The organism is Mariniflexile fucanivorans, assembly GCF_004341235.1.
Lineage (GTDB): Bacteria > Bacteroidota > Bacteroidia > Flavobacteriales > Flavobacteriaceae > Mariniflexile > Mariniflexile fucanivorans.
On the sequence record NZ_SLUP01000001.1, the window covers coordinates 346907 to 364436 of the forward strand.

15 protein-coding genes are annotated in these 17530 nt (G+C 32.0%); 4 read left to right on the forward strand and 11 right to left on the reverse strand.

Going from position 1 to position 17530, the window contains the following annotated elements:
* Nucleotides 1–152: 152 nt before the first annotated feature.
* The 6 genes from pgi to uvrC all read right to left on the reverse strand — a co-directional run bounded on the left by pgi (nt 153) and on the right by uvrC (nt 9075).
* Entirely contained in the window at nt 153–1772 is a 1620-nt protein-coding gene (gene pgi / locus EV196_RS01595) for a glucose-6-phosphate isomerase (RefSeq protein WP_132214209.1), read from the reverse strand.
* 3 nt (nt 1773–1775) lie between these two features.
* Entirely contained in the window at nt 1776–3077 is a 1302-nt protein-coding gene (locus EV196_RS01600; protein ID WP_243652154.1) for a peptidoglycan DD-metalloendopeptidase family protein, read from the reverse strand.
* On the reverse strand, nt 3035–3952 hold the full coding sequence (locus EV196_RS01605) for a tryptophan 2,3-dioxygenase family protein (RefSeq protein WP_132214211.1): 918 nt from the start codon (nt 3950–3952) through the stop codon (nt 3035–3037). Before EV196_RS01605 ends, EV196_RS01600 begins: the two co-directional genes overlap by 43 nt.
* A gap of 8 nt (nt 3953–3960) precedes the next feature.
* Nucleotides 3961–4743, reverse strand: a complete 783-nt coding sequence (locus EV196_RS01610) for a DUF3108 domain-containing protein (RefSeq protein WP_132214213.1) — start codon at nt 4741–4743, stop codon at nt 3961–3963.
* A 285-nt stretch (nt 4744–5028) separates the two neighbouring features.
* Nucleotides 5029–7272, reverse strand: coding sequence for a patatin-like phospholipase family protein (locus EV196_RS01615; RefSeq protein ID WP_317128007.1), 2244 nt, complete (start codon nt 7270–7272; stop codon nt 5029–5031).
* Nucleotides 7273–7281: 9 nt separating this feature from the next.
* The gene (gene uvrC, locus EV196_RS01620) at nt 7282–9075 is read right to left on the reverse strand and encodes an excinuclease ABC subunit UvrC (protein WP_132214215.1); all 1794 of its coding nucleotides are present in this window, start codon (nt 9073–9075) and stop codon (nt 7282–7284) included.
* A 113-nt stretch (nt 9076–9188) separates the two neighbouring features.
* Here uvrC and EV196_RS01625 point away from each other — a divergent pair, with 113 nt between their 5' ends.
* From EV196_RS01625 to EV196_RS01640, 4 genes are read left to right on the forward strand one after another with little or no spacing between them, the layout of a single operon-like run.
* Nucleotides 9189–9614: an ATP-dependent zinc protease family protein gene (locus EV196_RS01625; RefSeq protein ID WP_132214217.1), complete on the forward strand. Its 426-nt coding sequence runs from the start codon at nt 9189–9191 to the stop codon at nt 9612–9614.
* Nucleotides 9611–10489 (forward strand): 30S ribosomal protein S6--L-glutamate ligase, encoded by an 879-nt coding sequence (gene rimK, locus EV196_RS01630; RefSeq protein ID WP_132214219.1) that lies wholly within the window; start codon nt 9611–9613, stop codon nt 10487–10489. Before EV196_RS01625 ends, rimK begins: the two co-directional genes overlap by 4 nt.
* Before the next feature lie 2 nt (nt 10490–10491).
* Nucleotides 10492–11463, forward strand: a complete 972-nt coding sequence (locus EV196_RS01635; RefSeq protein WP_132214221.1) for a succinylglutamate desuccinylase/aspartoacylase family protein — start codon at nt 10492–10494, stop codon at nt 11461–11463.
* 6 nt (nt 11464–11469) lie between these two features.
* Entirely contained in the window at nt 11470–12033 is a 564-nt protein-coding gene (locus EV196_RS01640) for a 5-formyltetrahydrofolate cyclo-ligase (protein WP_132214223.1), read from the forward strand.
* A 36-nt stretch (nt 12034–12069) separates the two neighbouring features.
* Here the strand turns inward: EV196_RS01640 and EV196_RS01645 are convergent, their stop codons facing one another.
* The 5 genes from EV196_RS01645 to EV196_RS01665 form a co-directional block, all read right to left on the reverse strand.
* On the reverse strand, nt 12070–12834 hold the full coding sequence (locus tag EV196_RS01645; RefSeq protein ID WP_132214225.1) for a phosphoribosyltransferase family protein: 765 nt from the start codon (nt 12832–12834) through the stop codon (nt 12070–12072).
* The gene (locus EV196_RS01650; RefSeq protein ID WP_132214227.1) at nt 12809–13198 is read right to left on the reverse strand and encodes a hypothetical protein; all 390 of its coding nucleotides are present in this window, start codon (nt 13196–13198) and stop codon (nt 12809–12811) included. Before EV196_RS01650 ends, EV196_RS01645 begins: the two co-directional genes overlap by 26 nt.
* On the reverse strand, nt 13179–14639 hold the full coding sequence (locus EV196_RS01655) for a nicotinate phosphoribosyltransferase (RefSeq protein WP_132214229.1): 1461 nt from the start codon (nt 14637–14639) through the stop codon (nt 13179–13181). Before EV196_RS01655 ends, EV196_RS01650 begins: the two co-directional genes overlap by 20 nt.
* A 109-nt stretch (nt 14640–14748) precedes the next feature.
* A complete protein-coding gene (locus EV196_RS01660) occupies nt 14749–15426 on the reverse strand; it encodes an NUDIX hydrolase (protein WP_132214231.1) in 678 nt (225 codons plus the stop codon).
* 176 nt (nt 15427–15602) lie between these two features.
* On the reverse strand, nt 15603–17489 hold the full coding sequence (locus tag EV196_RS01665) for an OmpA family protein (protein WP_132214233.1): 1887 nt from the start codon (nt 17487–17489) through the stop codon (nt 15603–15605).
* Nucleotides 17490–17530 lie beyond the last annotated feature (41 nt).

Here is a 17530-nt window from a genome sequence, read left to right on the forward strand (position 1 = left end):
ATTGAATTAGTCGACGCAAAATTACGCATTATTATCGTTAGATTATTAACTTATTGTTAACATATCAAAATCTTAATATATAAACAAAAAAGCATCTATATTTTTCATATAAATGCTTTTTTCAATACTATTATTTAACTTTTTTTATGTTTTTAAGACATTTTCTTGTAATGATTCAATAAATTCTGAGTTGAAGAATCGTGTTTATTAACAGTTGCACTGTTAAATTCTTGTAAAATTTTGCTAGCTAATTGCTTTCCTAATTCAACGCCAAATTGATCGTAACTAAAAATGTTCCAAATAATACCTTGTACAAATATTTTGTGCTCGTACATAGCTATTAATTTACCTAAACTTTCTGGCGTTAATTTGTTAATAAATATAGTGTTGGTTGGTTTGTTTCCATCAAATATTTTAAATGGCACTATTTTAGTTTCTGTTCCTTCAGCAACCACTTCAGCTTCTGTTTTACCATTTAATAAAGCTTCTGTTTGCGCCAAAAAGTTAGACATTAATTTGTCTTGATGGTCTTTATTGCCGTGTAATGATTGCGTGAATCCAATAAAATCGGCAGGAATTAATTTAGTTCCTTGATGTATTAACTGAAAAAAAGCATGTTGTGAATTCGTTCCAGGTTCTCCCCAAATGATAGTGCCTGTTTGGTAGTTTATTGGGTTTCCATTTCTATCAACACTTTTACCGTTACTTTCCATTATACCTTGTTGCAAATAGGTAGCAAACTGGTTTAAGTATTGAGAATATGGTATAATAGCTTCACTTTCAGCTTTAAAAAAGTTATTGTACCAAACACTAATTAGTGCTAAAACCACAGGTATATTCGTTTTGAAATCTTCATTCTTAAAATGTTCGTCCATTTTATTGGCGCCTTGCAATAAGCTATCAAAGTTTTTATAACCTACGGCTAAACTAATGGTTAAACCAACAGCACTCCAAAGTGAAAAACGACCTCCAACCCAATCCCACATAGGGAATACGTTGTTTTCTGCAATTCCAAAAGCTGTTACATTTTTTATATTGGTAGAAACTGCTACAAAATGTTTTGCAATAGCATCTTCATTAGCCGATTTTAAAAACCAAGCTTTCAACGTATTGGCGTTAGAAAGTGTTTCTTGTGTTGTAAATGTTTTTGAAACAATGACAAATAACGTTGTTTCTGGATTTAGCTTTTTAATAACTTCGTTTACATGGTCGCCATCTATATTACTCACAAAATGAGTAGTTAGTTGGTTTTTATAATATTGAAGTGCATCTACAACCATAGCAGGACCCAAATCTGATCCACCAATACCAATATTAACCACATCGGTAAATGCTTTTCCTGTAAAACCTTTCAGTTCGCCATTTACAACTTGATTAGTAAATGCTTCAATTTTTTGTTTTACAGCATATATTTCTGGCATTACATTAACGCCGTCTACCTTGAAGTTTGCGTCTTTTGGTGCGCGTAAAGCAGTGTGCAAAACAGCACGACCTTCAGTTTCATTTATTATTTCACCTGAAAACTGACTTTTAATAGCGTCTTTCAATTTTACCTCATCGGCTAATTCTAACAGATATTTTAAAGTGTCTTCAGTAATTCTATTTTTAGAAAAATCTACATAAAAATCATCCCAATTTATGGTGAATTTATTAGCTCTTTCAGCATCATTAGCAAACAAATCTTTTATGTGATTGTTACTAACTTTATTAAAATGATCTTGAAGCTTTTTCCAAGCGTTCGTAGTTGTTGGATTGATAGTTGGTAGTGCCATAATCTATTCTTTTTGTTTTATCGTAGTTTTAACCTCTTTTTCTTTTGAATCGTCGAAAATAGGTAATGCATCTAATTTTACTTTTATTGGTTTAATAAAATTCAAATAGTCACCTTTTAGTGATTCTGCAATAGGCTCTGATTGTGATAGTTTTTCTTTAAACGGATCTACTTGTTTACCATTTTTCCAAAAACGATAACAAACGTGAGGCCCTCCAGTATTTCCCGTCATTCCAATCCAACCAATAACATCACCTTGTTTTACATGGTCGCCTACTTTAACCTTACGTCTCTGCATATGCAAATATTGCGTTTCGTAGGTGCTATTGTGTCTAATTTTAACATAATTACCATTACCGCCTTTATATTGCGATTCTGTTACGGTACCATTGGCGGTTGCCATAATTTCCGTTCCAATTGGAGCTGCAAAATCGGTACCTTTATGCGGACGCAGCGCAAACCCATAATACGCAATACGCCTATTTAAGTTGTATTTGGATGATATTCTACTAAATTTTACGGGTGCTTTTAGGAAGGCACGACGCAAATCTTTAGCAGCTTCATTATAATATTCGTATATGTTTTTTATGGAATCTGTTCGATACCTAAAGGCATAATATGGCGTGTTTTTATGGTTGAACACAACCGCTTTTACATTATGGATGCCTGCGTAAATAGTATCGTCAATATATTTATCGGTATAAATTACTTTAAACGTATCACCTTTTTGAAGTCGCGTAAAATCGATAGTCCATGCATATATTTGTTCTGCCAACATGTTGGTTAAAATAGGACTGATGCCTCTTTTATCCAACGCTTGAGATATGCTACTATTTAATACACCCGTTACTGTTTTTTCAACATATTTAATAGGTTTTCTGCTTGTGTAGGCATGAATGGAATCTTGAAAACTAATCACCACAAATTCTTCCTGGTTGGGTTGATATATGAAATGTTTAGGGACTTCCAAGGTGTCTTTAGAACAAAGTAGCGTGTATGGTTTTCCTATTTGAAGGCGTCTAATATCGAACGTGTCTCTGGCTTTTTCAGCAATTGAAAAAATTCTTGGATAACCAATATTGTTACGTTCTAAAATAACTCCGAAGCTATCACCTTTCCTAACGGTATCTTTCTTTACAACAAAATCGCTTAAATTAAAACCAAACTCATAGATATCGGCAGGTTCCTCAACAACAACCTCTTCTACAACGGGTTGCTCTTTTTCTTTACACGCAATAAAACTTAATAATGCTAATAAAACTACTAAATATTTACTCCCCATTCTTCTATCTCTTTCTTTGTCCATAAGTCTGGAAAAAATATTCTTTTTTGATACTTTGGATGCATGTATTTTACCCATTCACTTCCCCCTGTTGCTTCGGCAGTTTTACCACCTATATTTAAATAATGATTTGCTGTGTTATAGTGTGCCATCACCCATTTTATATTAACGGTATAATCAAAATGGCGCATGGCATTAATTAACTCTTCATTCTCTCTGGCCTCTTTAGGAAGCTCTTTAAATTTAGAGTATAAATTGTTTGTGCCATAAAACTGGGCAAATCTAATAAATTCGTCTTTATATCTTTCTTCAAAAACTGTTAATGTATAACTTTTTTTGCCTGTTTCGTAATTCTTTCCAGCAGCTTGCCAGTATAAATGCTCGAAAGCGTTTTCATAAGAAGAATTTCTGTCAAAATTATCACGAAACCGCTTATCAATTAAGTTTATTAATTCGGTAGATGCAAATTCAATTTTTCGGTATTGGGCACTTTGAAATCCGCTTGCAGGTGTTAAAGTGGCTCTAAATTTATTGTACTGATCTACATCCATACCATCTTTCATGATACTGAATGATGATGTAAGCATATCGAAATAGCGACTTATACGCATTAATTTATCTGTGAACAATGCCACGGTTAATTCTTTGCTTTTTGCCACTTGGTCAATTTCAACAAGTATCATTTTAAACAGCAATTCGTTTATTTGATGATACATGATGAATACCATTTCATCTGGAAAAACGGTGCGTTGTACTTGAAGATTTAATAAAACATCCGTTTGAATATAATCCCAGTAATTTATAGGTTTACTGTGCAATAAACCTTCCAAATAAGCATCTATATCTTGGTCTATTGCCTCGTATTTTTCTTTAAGTTGATTGTTTATTTTAGATTTCAAAATGTCTTTTAATTTTCAACAACTATTTTAAAAGGGTGTTTTAATCCTTTAAAAGCTTCAAGATCGGCTCGTAGCGAACCTACTCTTAAATCGGCCTTGATACGCAAAGGTATTTTATTTTTATCTTTTGACACCCAAAGCGTTAAACTTTCTTCTTCTTTAAAAACACGACCTGCCATAACATAAGGCCTAAATTTTATAGATTCTATTTTGCCAAAATCGGTATCAATGGTTTCTGTGCCTAAATATTGTAGTTTGAATCCGTAATTTTCTTCATCAAAAAACATATCGGTACGTATTTCATCACCAACTTTTAAACTATTTATATTTATTTTATTTCGTAAATAGTAGTAAGTTGAAACCATATCCTGAATGTTTGGTTTGGTATCAAAAACTGTTTTGGTTTTCTTCTTTTTGTCGTTTACGTAGGCTTTGTTATTGTTTTGGTCAAATTCTACCTCTAAATCTTTGGTATGGCCGCCTTCATCTATATTTCTAATGAATTTATAAGGCAACAACGTGTGTCTATCAAAATAGCTTTCATAGCGATCTTTCACTTTAAAAAACCATTTTATCATGCCAGAGGTCCAACCTTTACCTACTACGTGATAAACATCTTTATTATTGAGTTTTGTTTCCCTTACATTAAGTGAAGCGTTTCCTGCTTTTAAAAAACCACTATAGCTCATTTTAAACTGAAACCATTCACCATCACCAAATGCAGATTCTTGTTGTGCAAATGTGAATTGCGTTATTATTATTGCCGATATTATAAGTAGTGTCTTTTTCATTTTGTTTGGGTAATTGTAATTAAATTCTTAAATCTTATAATTATATTATAAACAGGAATTTGCAATTACTGTTCCAAAAATATAAAAATTACTTTTACTGTATCTATTTATTAAGAAGACCTTTATGTTAATTTGTTACAAAAATGAAAGAATTACTAATAAAAAACCTAGTTTGGAATAATTTTAAATTTTGGCAAAGTAGAGCACTATTAAGTTGTTCAACTTAAAACACTTTTAAATTTTCTTTTAATTGATGATGACTTTTGCAGAGATAAACACTAGTTTTTAAAACCAGAAACCAACATTAAAAAACCAATAACTTTGTCTTAGTTCTGGTGAGTAACTAAATTTTGCTTGGATGGGGCCCAGAAACGTTTCAATAGCATAACCTAGAGCATAGCCATTATAATTAGGAAGCGAAAGCCATTCGCCTGTTTCAAAAATATCATCGTCTACATTTGCCCAATTGCCTTCTAATGTAATGTGCTGTTTTTTAAAAATCTCATAATCGGCACTTAAAAATGCTTTCACATAACTGTTGCCGGTAATGGAAACAAAGTCGTAACCTACAAAAGGAACAAAATTATTTATTAAATTATTGCCATAGCCACCAAGTGCAAAATCTAATTTTTGTGTTGATTTGTCGCCAACTTTAAAACCCCCACCCGTTTGTAAATTAAATGCCAATTTATCAGACACACTAAATGCATAACCCATATTGGCCTTTGCAATAGAAAAATTATCAAAATTTTCATTAAAACTGGAAGCGTATAAATACATGTGCAAATCACCATCAAAATACAATCCTTTTTTAGGAAAATATTTATTATCGTAGGTATCTAATTTCAACCCACCAAATACACTTAAATAATCGGTATTTTCAAATATAAAATTATTGGTTTGGTTATTTGCTGTAAGTGTTTCTGTTTTTATTTCCAATCGTTTATGCTCTAATCCGGCTCCTATTGAAAAATATTTCCTGAATAAGGTTTGAATATAAATTTGATTGGTTTGGTCCTGCAATTTAGCATCTATTTTATTTAATTCGGAACTCGCCATTTGAGCATCATCTAGAAGTAATTTCGCACTTATATTTTTATTAAATTGATTGTATCTGGATTTTAACCCAATACTCCAATAAAAACCTCTATCAATAAAATATTCGAAATTGTACCTTACATTATCACCTAAAACAACATCTAAAGAAGCCACATCGTTATCAAACAACCATCGTTTTTTTGTTAAGTTAACCAAAGCACCACTCTTGTATAAATCATCATAATGTAATCCGAATTTCAAAAAGGTAGTCGTTTTAGTTTCTACCAAATTCGCTGTTAAATCATAACCTTCTTTGTTTACACTTTTTTTTAATTCATATTCAAATGAATCAAAATTATTTGTAGCAACTAAATTGTTAATGCCTTTATTAAAATAATTATAAGTTATTTTTTCGTTGGTTTTTAATTTTAGCTTTCCTAAAATATAAGATCGGGTATATTTACTATTTCCGTTTATAAAAATATTATTAATTGAAATACTGTCGTGCACGCAACAATTAACTTTCGATTTTATTTCAGTAAAATTACTGCTCATTAATTTTTTTAAAGCGTCGATATTTTCCAAGGTGGCTTGTTTACCGCTTTCAATAATTTTTGAACCCTCATCAAATGAAACCACCGAATAATCCTTAATATCTGGTTTAATATAAATGTCGGTTTTTTTAACCTTCAATTTCATGTCGTTAATGGTTCTAAAATTATTAATTTGAACCAAAACATCTGGAGCCGATGTTAATTCGTCTCTGGTAGCCAACCCATCTTGCACATCTACACCAATAATAATGTCCATGCCTTTGGCACGTAGCTCATCAACCGGATAGTTGTTTGCTACACCACCATCTATTAATATTTGTCCATTAATGTTAACTGGCTGAAATAAAGAGGGTAACGCACCACTTGCCATGATAGATTGTGCTAAATTCCCTGAATCCAATATCACTGCTTTCCCTGTTTCTATGTTGGTAGCAATACAGAAAAATGGGATGGGCAATTCGTCAAATTTATTTATCTCGCTAACATGCAACGTGAGCCTTAAAAACAAACCATAAGTATTCTGCCCACGAGATAGTGCCGATGGTAACTTGATTTTAAAATTATCAAACGGCAGTGTAACTCCATATTTTTCAGAATTATTACGCTCGTAAAAAGCTTTGGACGCCCTAGGTAGTTCGTCGTTTATTAAATTATCAAAATCAATTTCTTTAAAAATAGAATCGAGTTGCTTGCCTGTATAACGAGAAGCATATAGCGCACCAATAATAGACCCCATGCTGGTACCTGCCACATAATCAATTTTTATACCAAGACTATCAATCACTTTTAAAACACCAATATGCGCCAACCCCTTGGCGCCACCGCCACTTAACACCAATCCTATTTTTGGAGTGCTGTTTTTTAATGTGTCATTTTGCGCTTTCGCGGAAAACAACACCAGCATAAATAAGGCTGATATGATTATTTTGGTTTTCAAATTATGATGTTATTTGTTGTGATAATAATTATAAACTTTTTCGGCTCTTGACACTCCTACAACTGTTTCCAATTCATCTAACTTAGCATTAGCAACACGTTTAGCCGATTTAAAATGTTTTAGCAAATCGACTACCGTTTTTTCACCAATACCAGGAATGGTTTCCAACTCGGTATTTAAAGCACTTTTACTACGTTTGTTTCTGTGATGTTCTATACCAAAACGATGCGCTTCATTACGCAATTGCTGTATCACTTTAAGCGTTTCGCTTTTTTTTTCTAAATATAATGGAATTGGATCGTTTGGGTAGAATAATTCTTCCAAACGCTTTGCAATTCCGATGATTGCAATTTTTCCTCTTAAATTTAAAGCATCCAGACTTTTTAACGCCGAAGAGAGTTGCCCTTTTCCACCATCAATAATGATAAGATGTGGCAAGGTTTGTTCTTCATCCAACATACGTTTGTAACGCCGATATACCACCTCTTCCATCGAAGCAAAATCGTCTGGTCCTTCAACTGTTTTAATATTAAAATGCCTATAGTCTTTTTTGCTTGGTTTTCCATTTTTAAAAACCACACATGCCGCTACAGGGTTGGTTCCTTGTATGTTCGAGTTATCGAAACATTCAATATGTCGTGGTTCTTCATGCAACCTTAAATCGGCTTTCATTTGTGCCATAATTCGGTTGGCGTGCCTATCGGGGTCTACAATTTTATCTTGTTTAAAACGCTCCATGCGGTAATATTTGGCGTTTCTAAGCGATAAATCTAATATGTGTTTTTTGTCGCCCAATTGTGGTACGGTTACTTTAATGTTTTCGCCCAATTCCACTTTAAAAGGCACATAAATTTCTTTTGATTTAGAATGAAAACGCTGACGAATTTCAGTGATGGCTAACTCTAATAACTCCACATCGGTTTCGTCTAATTTCTTCTTAATTTCTAAAGTATGCGAACGAATAATAGAACCGTATGATAGCTGTAAAAAGTTAACATAACCATAACTTTCATCACTCATAATAGAAAACACATCCACATTGCTAATTTTCGGATTTACAATAGTAGATTTAGACTGATAATTTTCAAGAACCTCAATTTTTTCTTTAATTTTTTGAGCTTCCTCAAACTGCATATTTTCAGCATATTGCTTCATTTGAAGCTTAAATTGCTGCAACGAATCTTTAAAATTTCCCTTTAAAATTTCTTTGATATCTTTAATGTTTTCATGGTATTCTTGCTCGGTTTCATAACCTTCACAAGGGCCTTTGCAATTTCCTAAATGGTACTCTAAGCATACTTTGTATTTACCGGCTTCAATATTTTTTTCAGACAAATCATAATTGCAAGTACGAAGGGAATACAAACCTTTTATTAAATCTAATAGTGTATGAACCGTTTTCATGCTTGTATAGGGTCCGAAATATTCCGATCCATCCTTAATAACCCTGCGGGTTGAGAACACCCTAGGAAAACGTTCGTTTTTTATACAAATCCACGGGTACGATTTGTCGTCTTTCAACATCACGTTATACTTGGGTTTGTACTTTTTTATGAGATTATTTTCAAGTAACAACGCATCGGTTTCGGTATCAACCACAATATGTTTAATAGTCGCTATTTTTTTTACCAATACACGTGTTTTTCCATTATCGTGAGTTTTAGTAAAATAGGAACTAACCCGTTTCTTTAAATTTTTGGCTTTTCCAACGTATAAAATAGTACCTTCAGCATCATAATACTGGTAAACCCCTGGTTGGTTTGGTAAGGTTTGTAATTGTATTTCTAAAGTAGGTTTGTCCATTGTCTCAAAGGTAATTTTTTAATTTTTAATACTGAAATAACACCTTGTAAATCTGTTAAACTTTGAGGCTAAATAAGTATTCGCTACATTGCGGCAGATTTTAAAACTATTAAATGATCAAAAAAGTAATTGGTAGAGTTGATAAAGTAGATTTTCCTAAATTGGGGCTATTTAATATTGATGTTAAAGTTGATACAGGCGCTTACACCTCTACCATTCATTATGATGAAATTATTGAAGAAAACAATACTTTACGATGCATTTTTAACAGTGATAAACATCAGAATTTTGGAAAAACCGAGATTATTTTTAATGAATATTCAAGCACCGTTGTAAAAAGCAGTAACGGATTGAAAGAAAACCGATATAAAATAAAATCTGAAGTCATTTTTTTTTGTAAAACATATAAGATTAATTTAACCTTAAGTACCCGAGACGATATGAAGTTTCCTGTATTAATTGGCAGACAATTTTTAAAACGAAAATTTATGGTGGATGTAGATTTAGAAAACACTTCTTATAATAATAAACCCTTATGAATATAGTTATTTTATCCAGAAACGCGAATCTTTATTCAACTGATAGACTTGTTGAAGAAGGCGAGAAACGGGGCCATAAAATAGAAGTTATTGACCCTTTAAAATGCGATATTATTATTGAAAGGGAAAAACCTACCATTTATTACAAAGATCGCTATTTGGATTACGTAGATGCCGTAATTCCTAGAATTGGAGCCTCCATCACCTTTTACGGTTGTGCGGTGGTTCGCCAGTTTGAAATGATGAATGTATTTACCATTGCAACTTCTGACGCTATACAACGCTCTAGAGACAAACTACGTAGTTTACAACGCTTAAGCAAAGCAGGAATAGGCATGCCAAAAACCGTTTTTACCAACTACTCTCGCGATGTTGAAGAAGTTATTGAACACGTTGGCGGTGTACCTGTGATTATAAAATTATTGGAAGGCACACAGGGCTTAGGTGTTGTGTTAGCAGAAACAAAAAATGCAGCCGAATCTGTTTTGGAAGCTTTTAATGGTTTGGAAGCCCGTGTAATTGTTCAAGAGTTTATTAAAGAAGCCAAAGGTGCCGATTTAAGAGCGCTTATAGTGGATGGACAAGTGGTTGGCGCCATGAAACGCCAAGGAAAAGAAGGGGAATTCCGTTCTAATTTACATCGTGGTGGCTCTGCAAATATTATAAAATTAAACGAAGCCGAATTACGCTTAGCTATCAATGCTGCCCGTGTACTAAAATTACCCGTTTGCGGTGTCGATATGCTACAATCGGCACGTGGACCCTTGCTTTTGGAAGTGAATTCCACACCTGGTTTAGAAGGTATTGAAGAAGCTACCGGAAAAAATATTGCCAAAAGCATCATCACTTATATAGAACGAAGTAAACGTATTTAGGCATGACATTAGTAAACAACATTTTAACAATTCTGGATACTAAAATATACCCAGGTGAAAGTAAAGAAATTGATTTTGATGTTGCCAATCTACACACCTCATCGCCCGTAAATGTGCCCATTATTATTGAGCGCGCTAAAAAACCGGGCCCTATTGTATTGTTCACTGCGGGTATTCATGGAGATGAAGTAAATGGTGTAGAAATTGTTAGACAACTCATAGCTAGCGGTATTAACAAACCTAAAATTGGTACTATTATTTGCATACCAGTAATTAATGTTTTCGGGTTTATAAATTTAAAACGTGAATTTCCAGACGGCAGAGATTTAAATCGGGTATTTCCGGGTACGGTTGATGGTTCTTTAGCCAGTAGAGTAGCGCATAAATTAATGCATGATATTGTGCCCTGCGTAGATTGTATTATAGATTTTCATACGGGTGGATCCGGACGTTTTAATGCGCCACAAATACGCATTTCAAAAGAAAACAGACATCTTAACGAGTTGGCAAAAGTATTTGCTGCACCGTTTGTTTTGTATTCTAAAAACCTAAACAAATCGTTTAGAAATAGTTGTTATAAACTAGGAAAAGCTATGTTACTTTTTGAAGGTGGCAAATCGTTTCATATCGATGAAAGCATTACAACCCATGGTGTTAATGGTGCCAAAAGAGTTTTGAAACATTTAGGGATGTTAAACTCACAATCTAAAGTTACCAAACCTAAAACAGATACGGTTTTTATTAACGAAAGTAGGTGGCAACGTGCCAGTTTTTCAGGAATGTTTAGAGCTACTATACCCATTAGTAGCCATGTAAAAAAAGGGGATGTTTTAGGATATATTACAGACCCGTATGGCAAATTAAACCAAGCCGTAAAAGCACAAAATTCTGGGTATATTATAAATGTGAATGAATCGCCCATTGTTTATCAAGGTGACGCCTTGTTTCATGTATCAACAAAACTTAAACGCTAATACAAGATGCTTAAAGTAGACTTACGAAATAAATATAAAACACTTCGTAAAGCATTATCAACTACTCAAGTTGATGATTTAAGCATGTCTATTGCCAACCAACTTTTAAAACTGCCTATTTGGGAATATTCTTTTTATCATATTTTTCTAGCTATTGAAGAACAAAAAGAGGTTAATACCGAATATATTTTGAATATACTTTCAGGAAAAGACAAGCATATTATTATTTCTAAAAGTGACTTTGAAACGGGTTTGATGACAAACTTTCTACTAACAGATAATACGGTTATAAAAAAAAACAGCTACAACATTCCTGAACCAGTTGATGGTATCGACATTTCTAACGATAAAATAGACGTTGTTTTTATACCACTTTTAGCTTTTGATAAAAAAGGAAATCGCGTTGGTTATGGCAAGGGGTTTTACGATCGTTTTTTAACCCATTGCAAACCAGAAACTATAAAAATTGGGCTCTCATTTTTTGAAGCTGAAACTGAAATTAACGATGTTTTTGAAAGCGATGTTAGGTTGGATTATTGTGTGACGGCTGATTTAGTTTATAGATTTTGATTTTTTTTACCAAATCAAAATCTATAAACTTCAGAATTAAGCATCAATTACTTTATACTGTGTAACATAATCATCATCAATATTTTTATAACTATTCGTGCAATAAACATGATCTATTGATTCTTTTAATTCAGCAAAACCATAATTAAACTGCGCATGTGTAACATATAAAAACACACTTTCTGCTCCTTGTTTTTTCAGCTCTTCTGCAAGAAATTTAAACGTTCTTCCTCCATCTGCTAAATCATCAACAATCAAACATTTTTTATCTTTTACATCACCTTGAATACTTATAACTGGCACGCCGTTAATTCTAACTTTGTTCGATGGAACTAAATCTGCATGTAGTTTTTCAGCAATTTCATGAGTTGTTTTATAAGCACCTGCATCTGGACTTACCAAAACAGGATAACCAATATCACTATACGCTTTTTTAACATATTCGTAATTTTTCAACTCTTTTGAATTATTAATTAAAGCTAATGTTATACTACTATGTGGGTGTAATATTTCAACCCTATCAAAATTCATGGTATTTATAAAGCTTGTGATTATTTTTAAATCAAAAGATTCTAAATCATTAAAACGTCTGTCAGAACGTTGACCTATAAGACAGTAAATCGTTAACGTAGTAGTTAGTTTTTTATTAGTAGTATTTTCATTGTCCCAGGCTTCCTTTATAGATGCAATTCTGAATAAATCTTCATAACTATTTCCTCTTATTTTGATATGCAAATCTCCAGATTCAATAATTTTAGCGGTAACCTGCCCGTCTTTAAAATTTTTTATTTCGTATGTCATTTGTTAACTTTTTTAAATTGTAATACGCTTCTTTTAGCCCTGCTCTATCATCTAACAGAATGTTATAATATGGTTTTCGAGTTTTCATCAATGGATTTTCATTAATCAAATCATATGGAATGTTTCGATTAATTAAATCTTCCTTTATAATTTCTAATTGATCACCTTCATTTCCAGTAAATAATATTAGTGTAAAACCTAAAGATTTACAAACTCGCAATAATCCTATTATTTTTATGTAACTAATGCCTTGGTTATGATAATCAAAAACGGTATTATCATAATCGTAAGCAACAAAAATACTTTTGTGTTGTTGATAGTCCTTTTTTAGCCTTTCGTAAAAATCAAAATCCAATACATCCATTTATTTTTTCTCTTATTTGTTCTAATGTAATTCGGTTTAAAAATTCACCATTATTATATATCACTTTTAGCTCCCCATTATCTTCTTCTTCTTTAGAAACTTGATCTACCAATATATAGTCACCATCAACTAAATCAACTCGAATCAAACCTTTCGCTGATTTTTTCACACCATCATCTGTCACCGGGTCTTTAAAAATTTCACGTCTTTCACCTTCAACCACCACAGATGTTGCTTTCATTGCAAATCCAAAAGTATCTCTTGTGTTAAATTGGTAAGTGAAAGACCCTATTCCTAAAACAACATTTGTGGTTGCAAATCCTTTATCGTGCAATCTTTGGCAAATTTGTTCTGCTCTTTCAGTAGTAATGCTATCACCATAAATAGCCCCTATATGAGGGTCTAGAACTTTAAATCCACTTTTATTGATAGTCCCACCAAAAATATCCCAAAGTAACTCAATTACTCCTTTTTCTTGCGGTTTCACACCTCCTACCTGTCTCAATTCACCACAAATAATATCAACAGGATCTCCACTATCAGGACGAACAACCAATTTACCATCTCTTGCAAGAATTTCTCCTTTTAGTTTTGGTAAATAATCTGTAAGCACTTTCCATAAATCCCAAGTATCACTTACTACAGATAAAATGCCTTTAGGATATGTTGTCATTAAATTCCTAAAAGTACCTATTTCGTCGTCTTTTGTTCCTGCACACATAACAGAATGCTCGGTTGCATTTACGGATCCCACAACAAATCCTTTTGCATCATAATATTTACGCATACCACTAATAACAGGAAGCGTATCTGATCCTAAAAAAACACTAGCGTGCCCCATCCCAGAAGACAATGCACTTTCAAAACCTCCCATACCTCTCATTGAAAAATCGTGCCCTTGAAAATCTATAAACGCCAAGCTTTCACTATCTGTTAACACTGCCCATTTTTTAAAAACACGTTTGTATTGCATTGCTATAGACGCAGAAGTCATAGGTTGCCATAACATTGTAGATAAAATAGTTTCTAAAAAATTGGTTATCCAATAGAATTCTTTGTTAGTGTTTACAACCGTTAGCATTGGAACCCTTATTGGAACCTCTACGCCTTCGGGCAATGATTTTACTTTTATTGGAAGGTATTGTAAATCGTGTAATTTTTCATAGTGTGAAACATCATATTCTGCTCCAAGATACATAGAAAGCTCTTCTTTAATTTCATTACACACCTGCTCTTTTGGTTTTGAAAAAAAATGGTCGTTAAAATAATCATGTAACCATTGCATAACATATTGCTGACCAAAAGAAACTACTTTGTCGCAACCTTTTGGTGCATATTTATTGCTTCGCGGCGTCCAATTAGAATATACTTCTTCAGTGCCTTTTGGGTATTGTTGATGATGTCCTGTTTTGTATCCGTCTGTTAATAATAATCCATTCATAGTATTTTATATTTGCGTAATTATTACACAAATATAAAATGGAATATTTTAATTTCAAAATATATTTGTGTTTTTTTTACGCAAATAAGATAATTAACAAAAATATGTGTTAAATTTCAAATATAATACCTTCTTTTTTAAGTTGAAAATAACGTTTTTTATTAAACTGAAATAAATTAGCAGGTCTTCCTGAACCTTTCGATACTTTTTCATTAAGTTCATCAAGCACATTAAAACTTATTATTTTCTTTCTAAAATTACGTCTATCTATATCTCTACCAAGAAGTGTCACGTAGAGTTTTTCTAAATCGGAAAAAGGAAATTTTTTATCAAGTAATTCAAAACCAATTGGTTCATAAGTAATTTTACCCTGCAATCGCTTAATGGCCAAATCGAGGATATTTTCATGATCGAACGATAGCTCTGGCAGCTCTTTAATATTAAACCACTCTACCTCTGAGGCATCAGTTGAAGCAAATATTTTAAAGGCATTTGGTCGCACCAACCCAAAATAAGCAATTGATACTATTCGACCTCTAGGGTCTCTTTCTGGATCGCCAAAGGAATATAATTGCTCTAAATAATTAATTTTAATACCCGTTTCTTCCTGTAACTCTCTTTCAACTGCACATTCTAAAGTTTCATCATTTAAAACAAAACCGCCTGGAATTGCCCATTTCCCCTTAAAAGGTTCATACTTGCGCTTTATTAACAACACGGAAATAATGCCTTCTTCATACCCAAATACAACGGCATCAACAGATAATTTAATGGATTGCTTATTCATATGCGTAATTTAAACACAAAAATAAGAAATAACGTTTACATTTAGGAATTACTTAAATCAATTTCTCATAAAACGTCTTATTGTTAAACACAATAAAACATTAATTTATACTAAAATTGAGTAACTATAAATATTAAAATTAACTCTTTTTCCTTGAAACAATTCAAATTTTATTCCTAATTCTCACAATTCTCACAATACGTATCACTCAAATAATCATCTTCTAGTAATTGAAATGTTACGCCTCCTTTTTCAATAGAGTTAAACAATTTACAGAAGCGTTCTTTATTAATATTAATGGCATTTAACATTATAGTTCTATAATTTTCATCTTCTGTCAAATCTTTGTCAATTAATGTTAAGTTTAAATAATAGAATAACAAATCTTCATCTATATCAATACTTTTAGCTTTGTTTTCAAGCAATTTTACCGAGAAATCTGTATTAGCATAATAACTAAAAAATTGTGCTAAACTTAAATAATCATAATCTGAAAGTGGAAAATTTTTAAACTTGCTGTTAATAAAATCTACCGATTTATCTTTGTTTACATAATCTCTTGCCCGCATCAAATCCTCTGCTTTTATTATTTGTAAATTCACCAGCATTCTATCAATTAAAGATCCATCAATTTTATAATTTTTCAACCCATTAATCTGGTTTTTAAGCTTTGTTTCATCTGCTTCAATTGCTTTATGCTTCCAAAGTTTTATTTTAACAGCTGCTATATTATATTTTATTTCGCCATTATTAGGTGCTAATTTTTCTAATTCCAGCAACTCATTGTATACTATTAAAGATTGCCTAACATCTTGCATGTACCTAAAAGCAGAGTTTTTATTAAAAATTTTCACAAATTTTGACTGTTTAGGAATTTCCATTTTTCTTAAAAACTCAGGATCTATTTCCTTACCTTTTATTTTCTCGAAAATAGAATTTTGAATTTCTAAAGCTTTTTTTTCATTTTGATTATGTATCGCTGCATTGAAATTACTTAATAATTCATCGGGCGCCATAGTTGCATAATTATCCTTCTTTTCTAACTCCAATTCTATAAGCGCTTTTCTGTGATTTTTTAAAATAGGCTCTAATTCATTAGAAAGATTAGCATCTAACTTAGCTTTAATTTCTTTTTTTGTTAAGCTTTTTAAATTTTCGTGAGTTGTTCCTTTTATATCATTTAAAAATTCAACCCAATTTTCAGATGTTGAAACTTCGGTTATTATAGTTGGTTTTTGAAAACTTTGCAATGCTGCAACGATACTTTTTGCCCGTAATTCTTGAAGTTCCAAATTTCTTTCGGCACTTCCTTCAATAGAAGAATATGCTTTTATTTTTATTGTTTTTATATTAAAATCTGTTAATCTTAAAGAATCATAAATAGGCTTAATATCTTGTTGTGAATATTCAGATTTGTTCTTTTCAAAAGGAATTTTAAACTTTAAAGTTTTGTACTTAACAATAAATCCTTCATCGGTAATGGGTTTAATTTTTTTTGGATTATAGGTTAAAGAATCTAGATACATACCCATATCCAACAAATCCCAAGGGTACGATTCTAAATGATATATTGTACTATACCTGCACAAATTATTGTTCGATAAAAACAGAATATTGAATTCTAATTCTTTATTTATTAATGTATTAGGTATTTTACCAAGGTAAACCCGAAACAGATTTTCTCCAGCTGGTTTTAGTCCGCTTTTTAAATTGGATGTAAAAACAGGTTTAAGTAAATCTCCTTTAATTTGTGGGTTGCCAATAATGATTTCATCGCAACCATAAATATCTTTTGAAACAATGTCAATAGCTATTCCATCGGTTGGATTTTTAAAAAGCTGGTTAAACCAAGCTTTGTCATTTATTTGAAAATACAGGTTATCTTGTTCTCTATCAACCGAAAACCGAACCTCTTTTGGCTTTTGGTTGAACGTGTTGGTACATGGTTGACAAACAATATCTCTATCATTTTTTGGAAAAACAATATTATGATTGTTTTGACTGGCAAGTTTATTAAAGCTGAAAATTAGAAAAGATGCTATTACTAAGAAACAATATTTCATTGATTGCTTTTTTTTACATTTTCATAAAAAAATGAAAATAT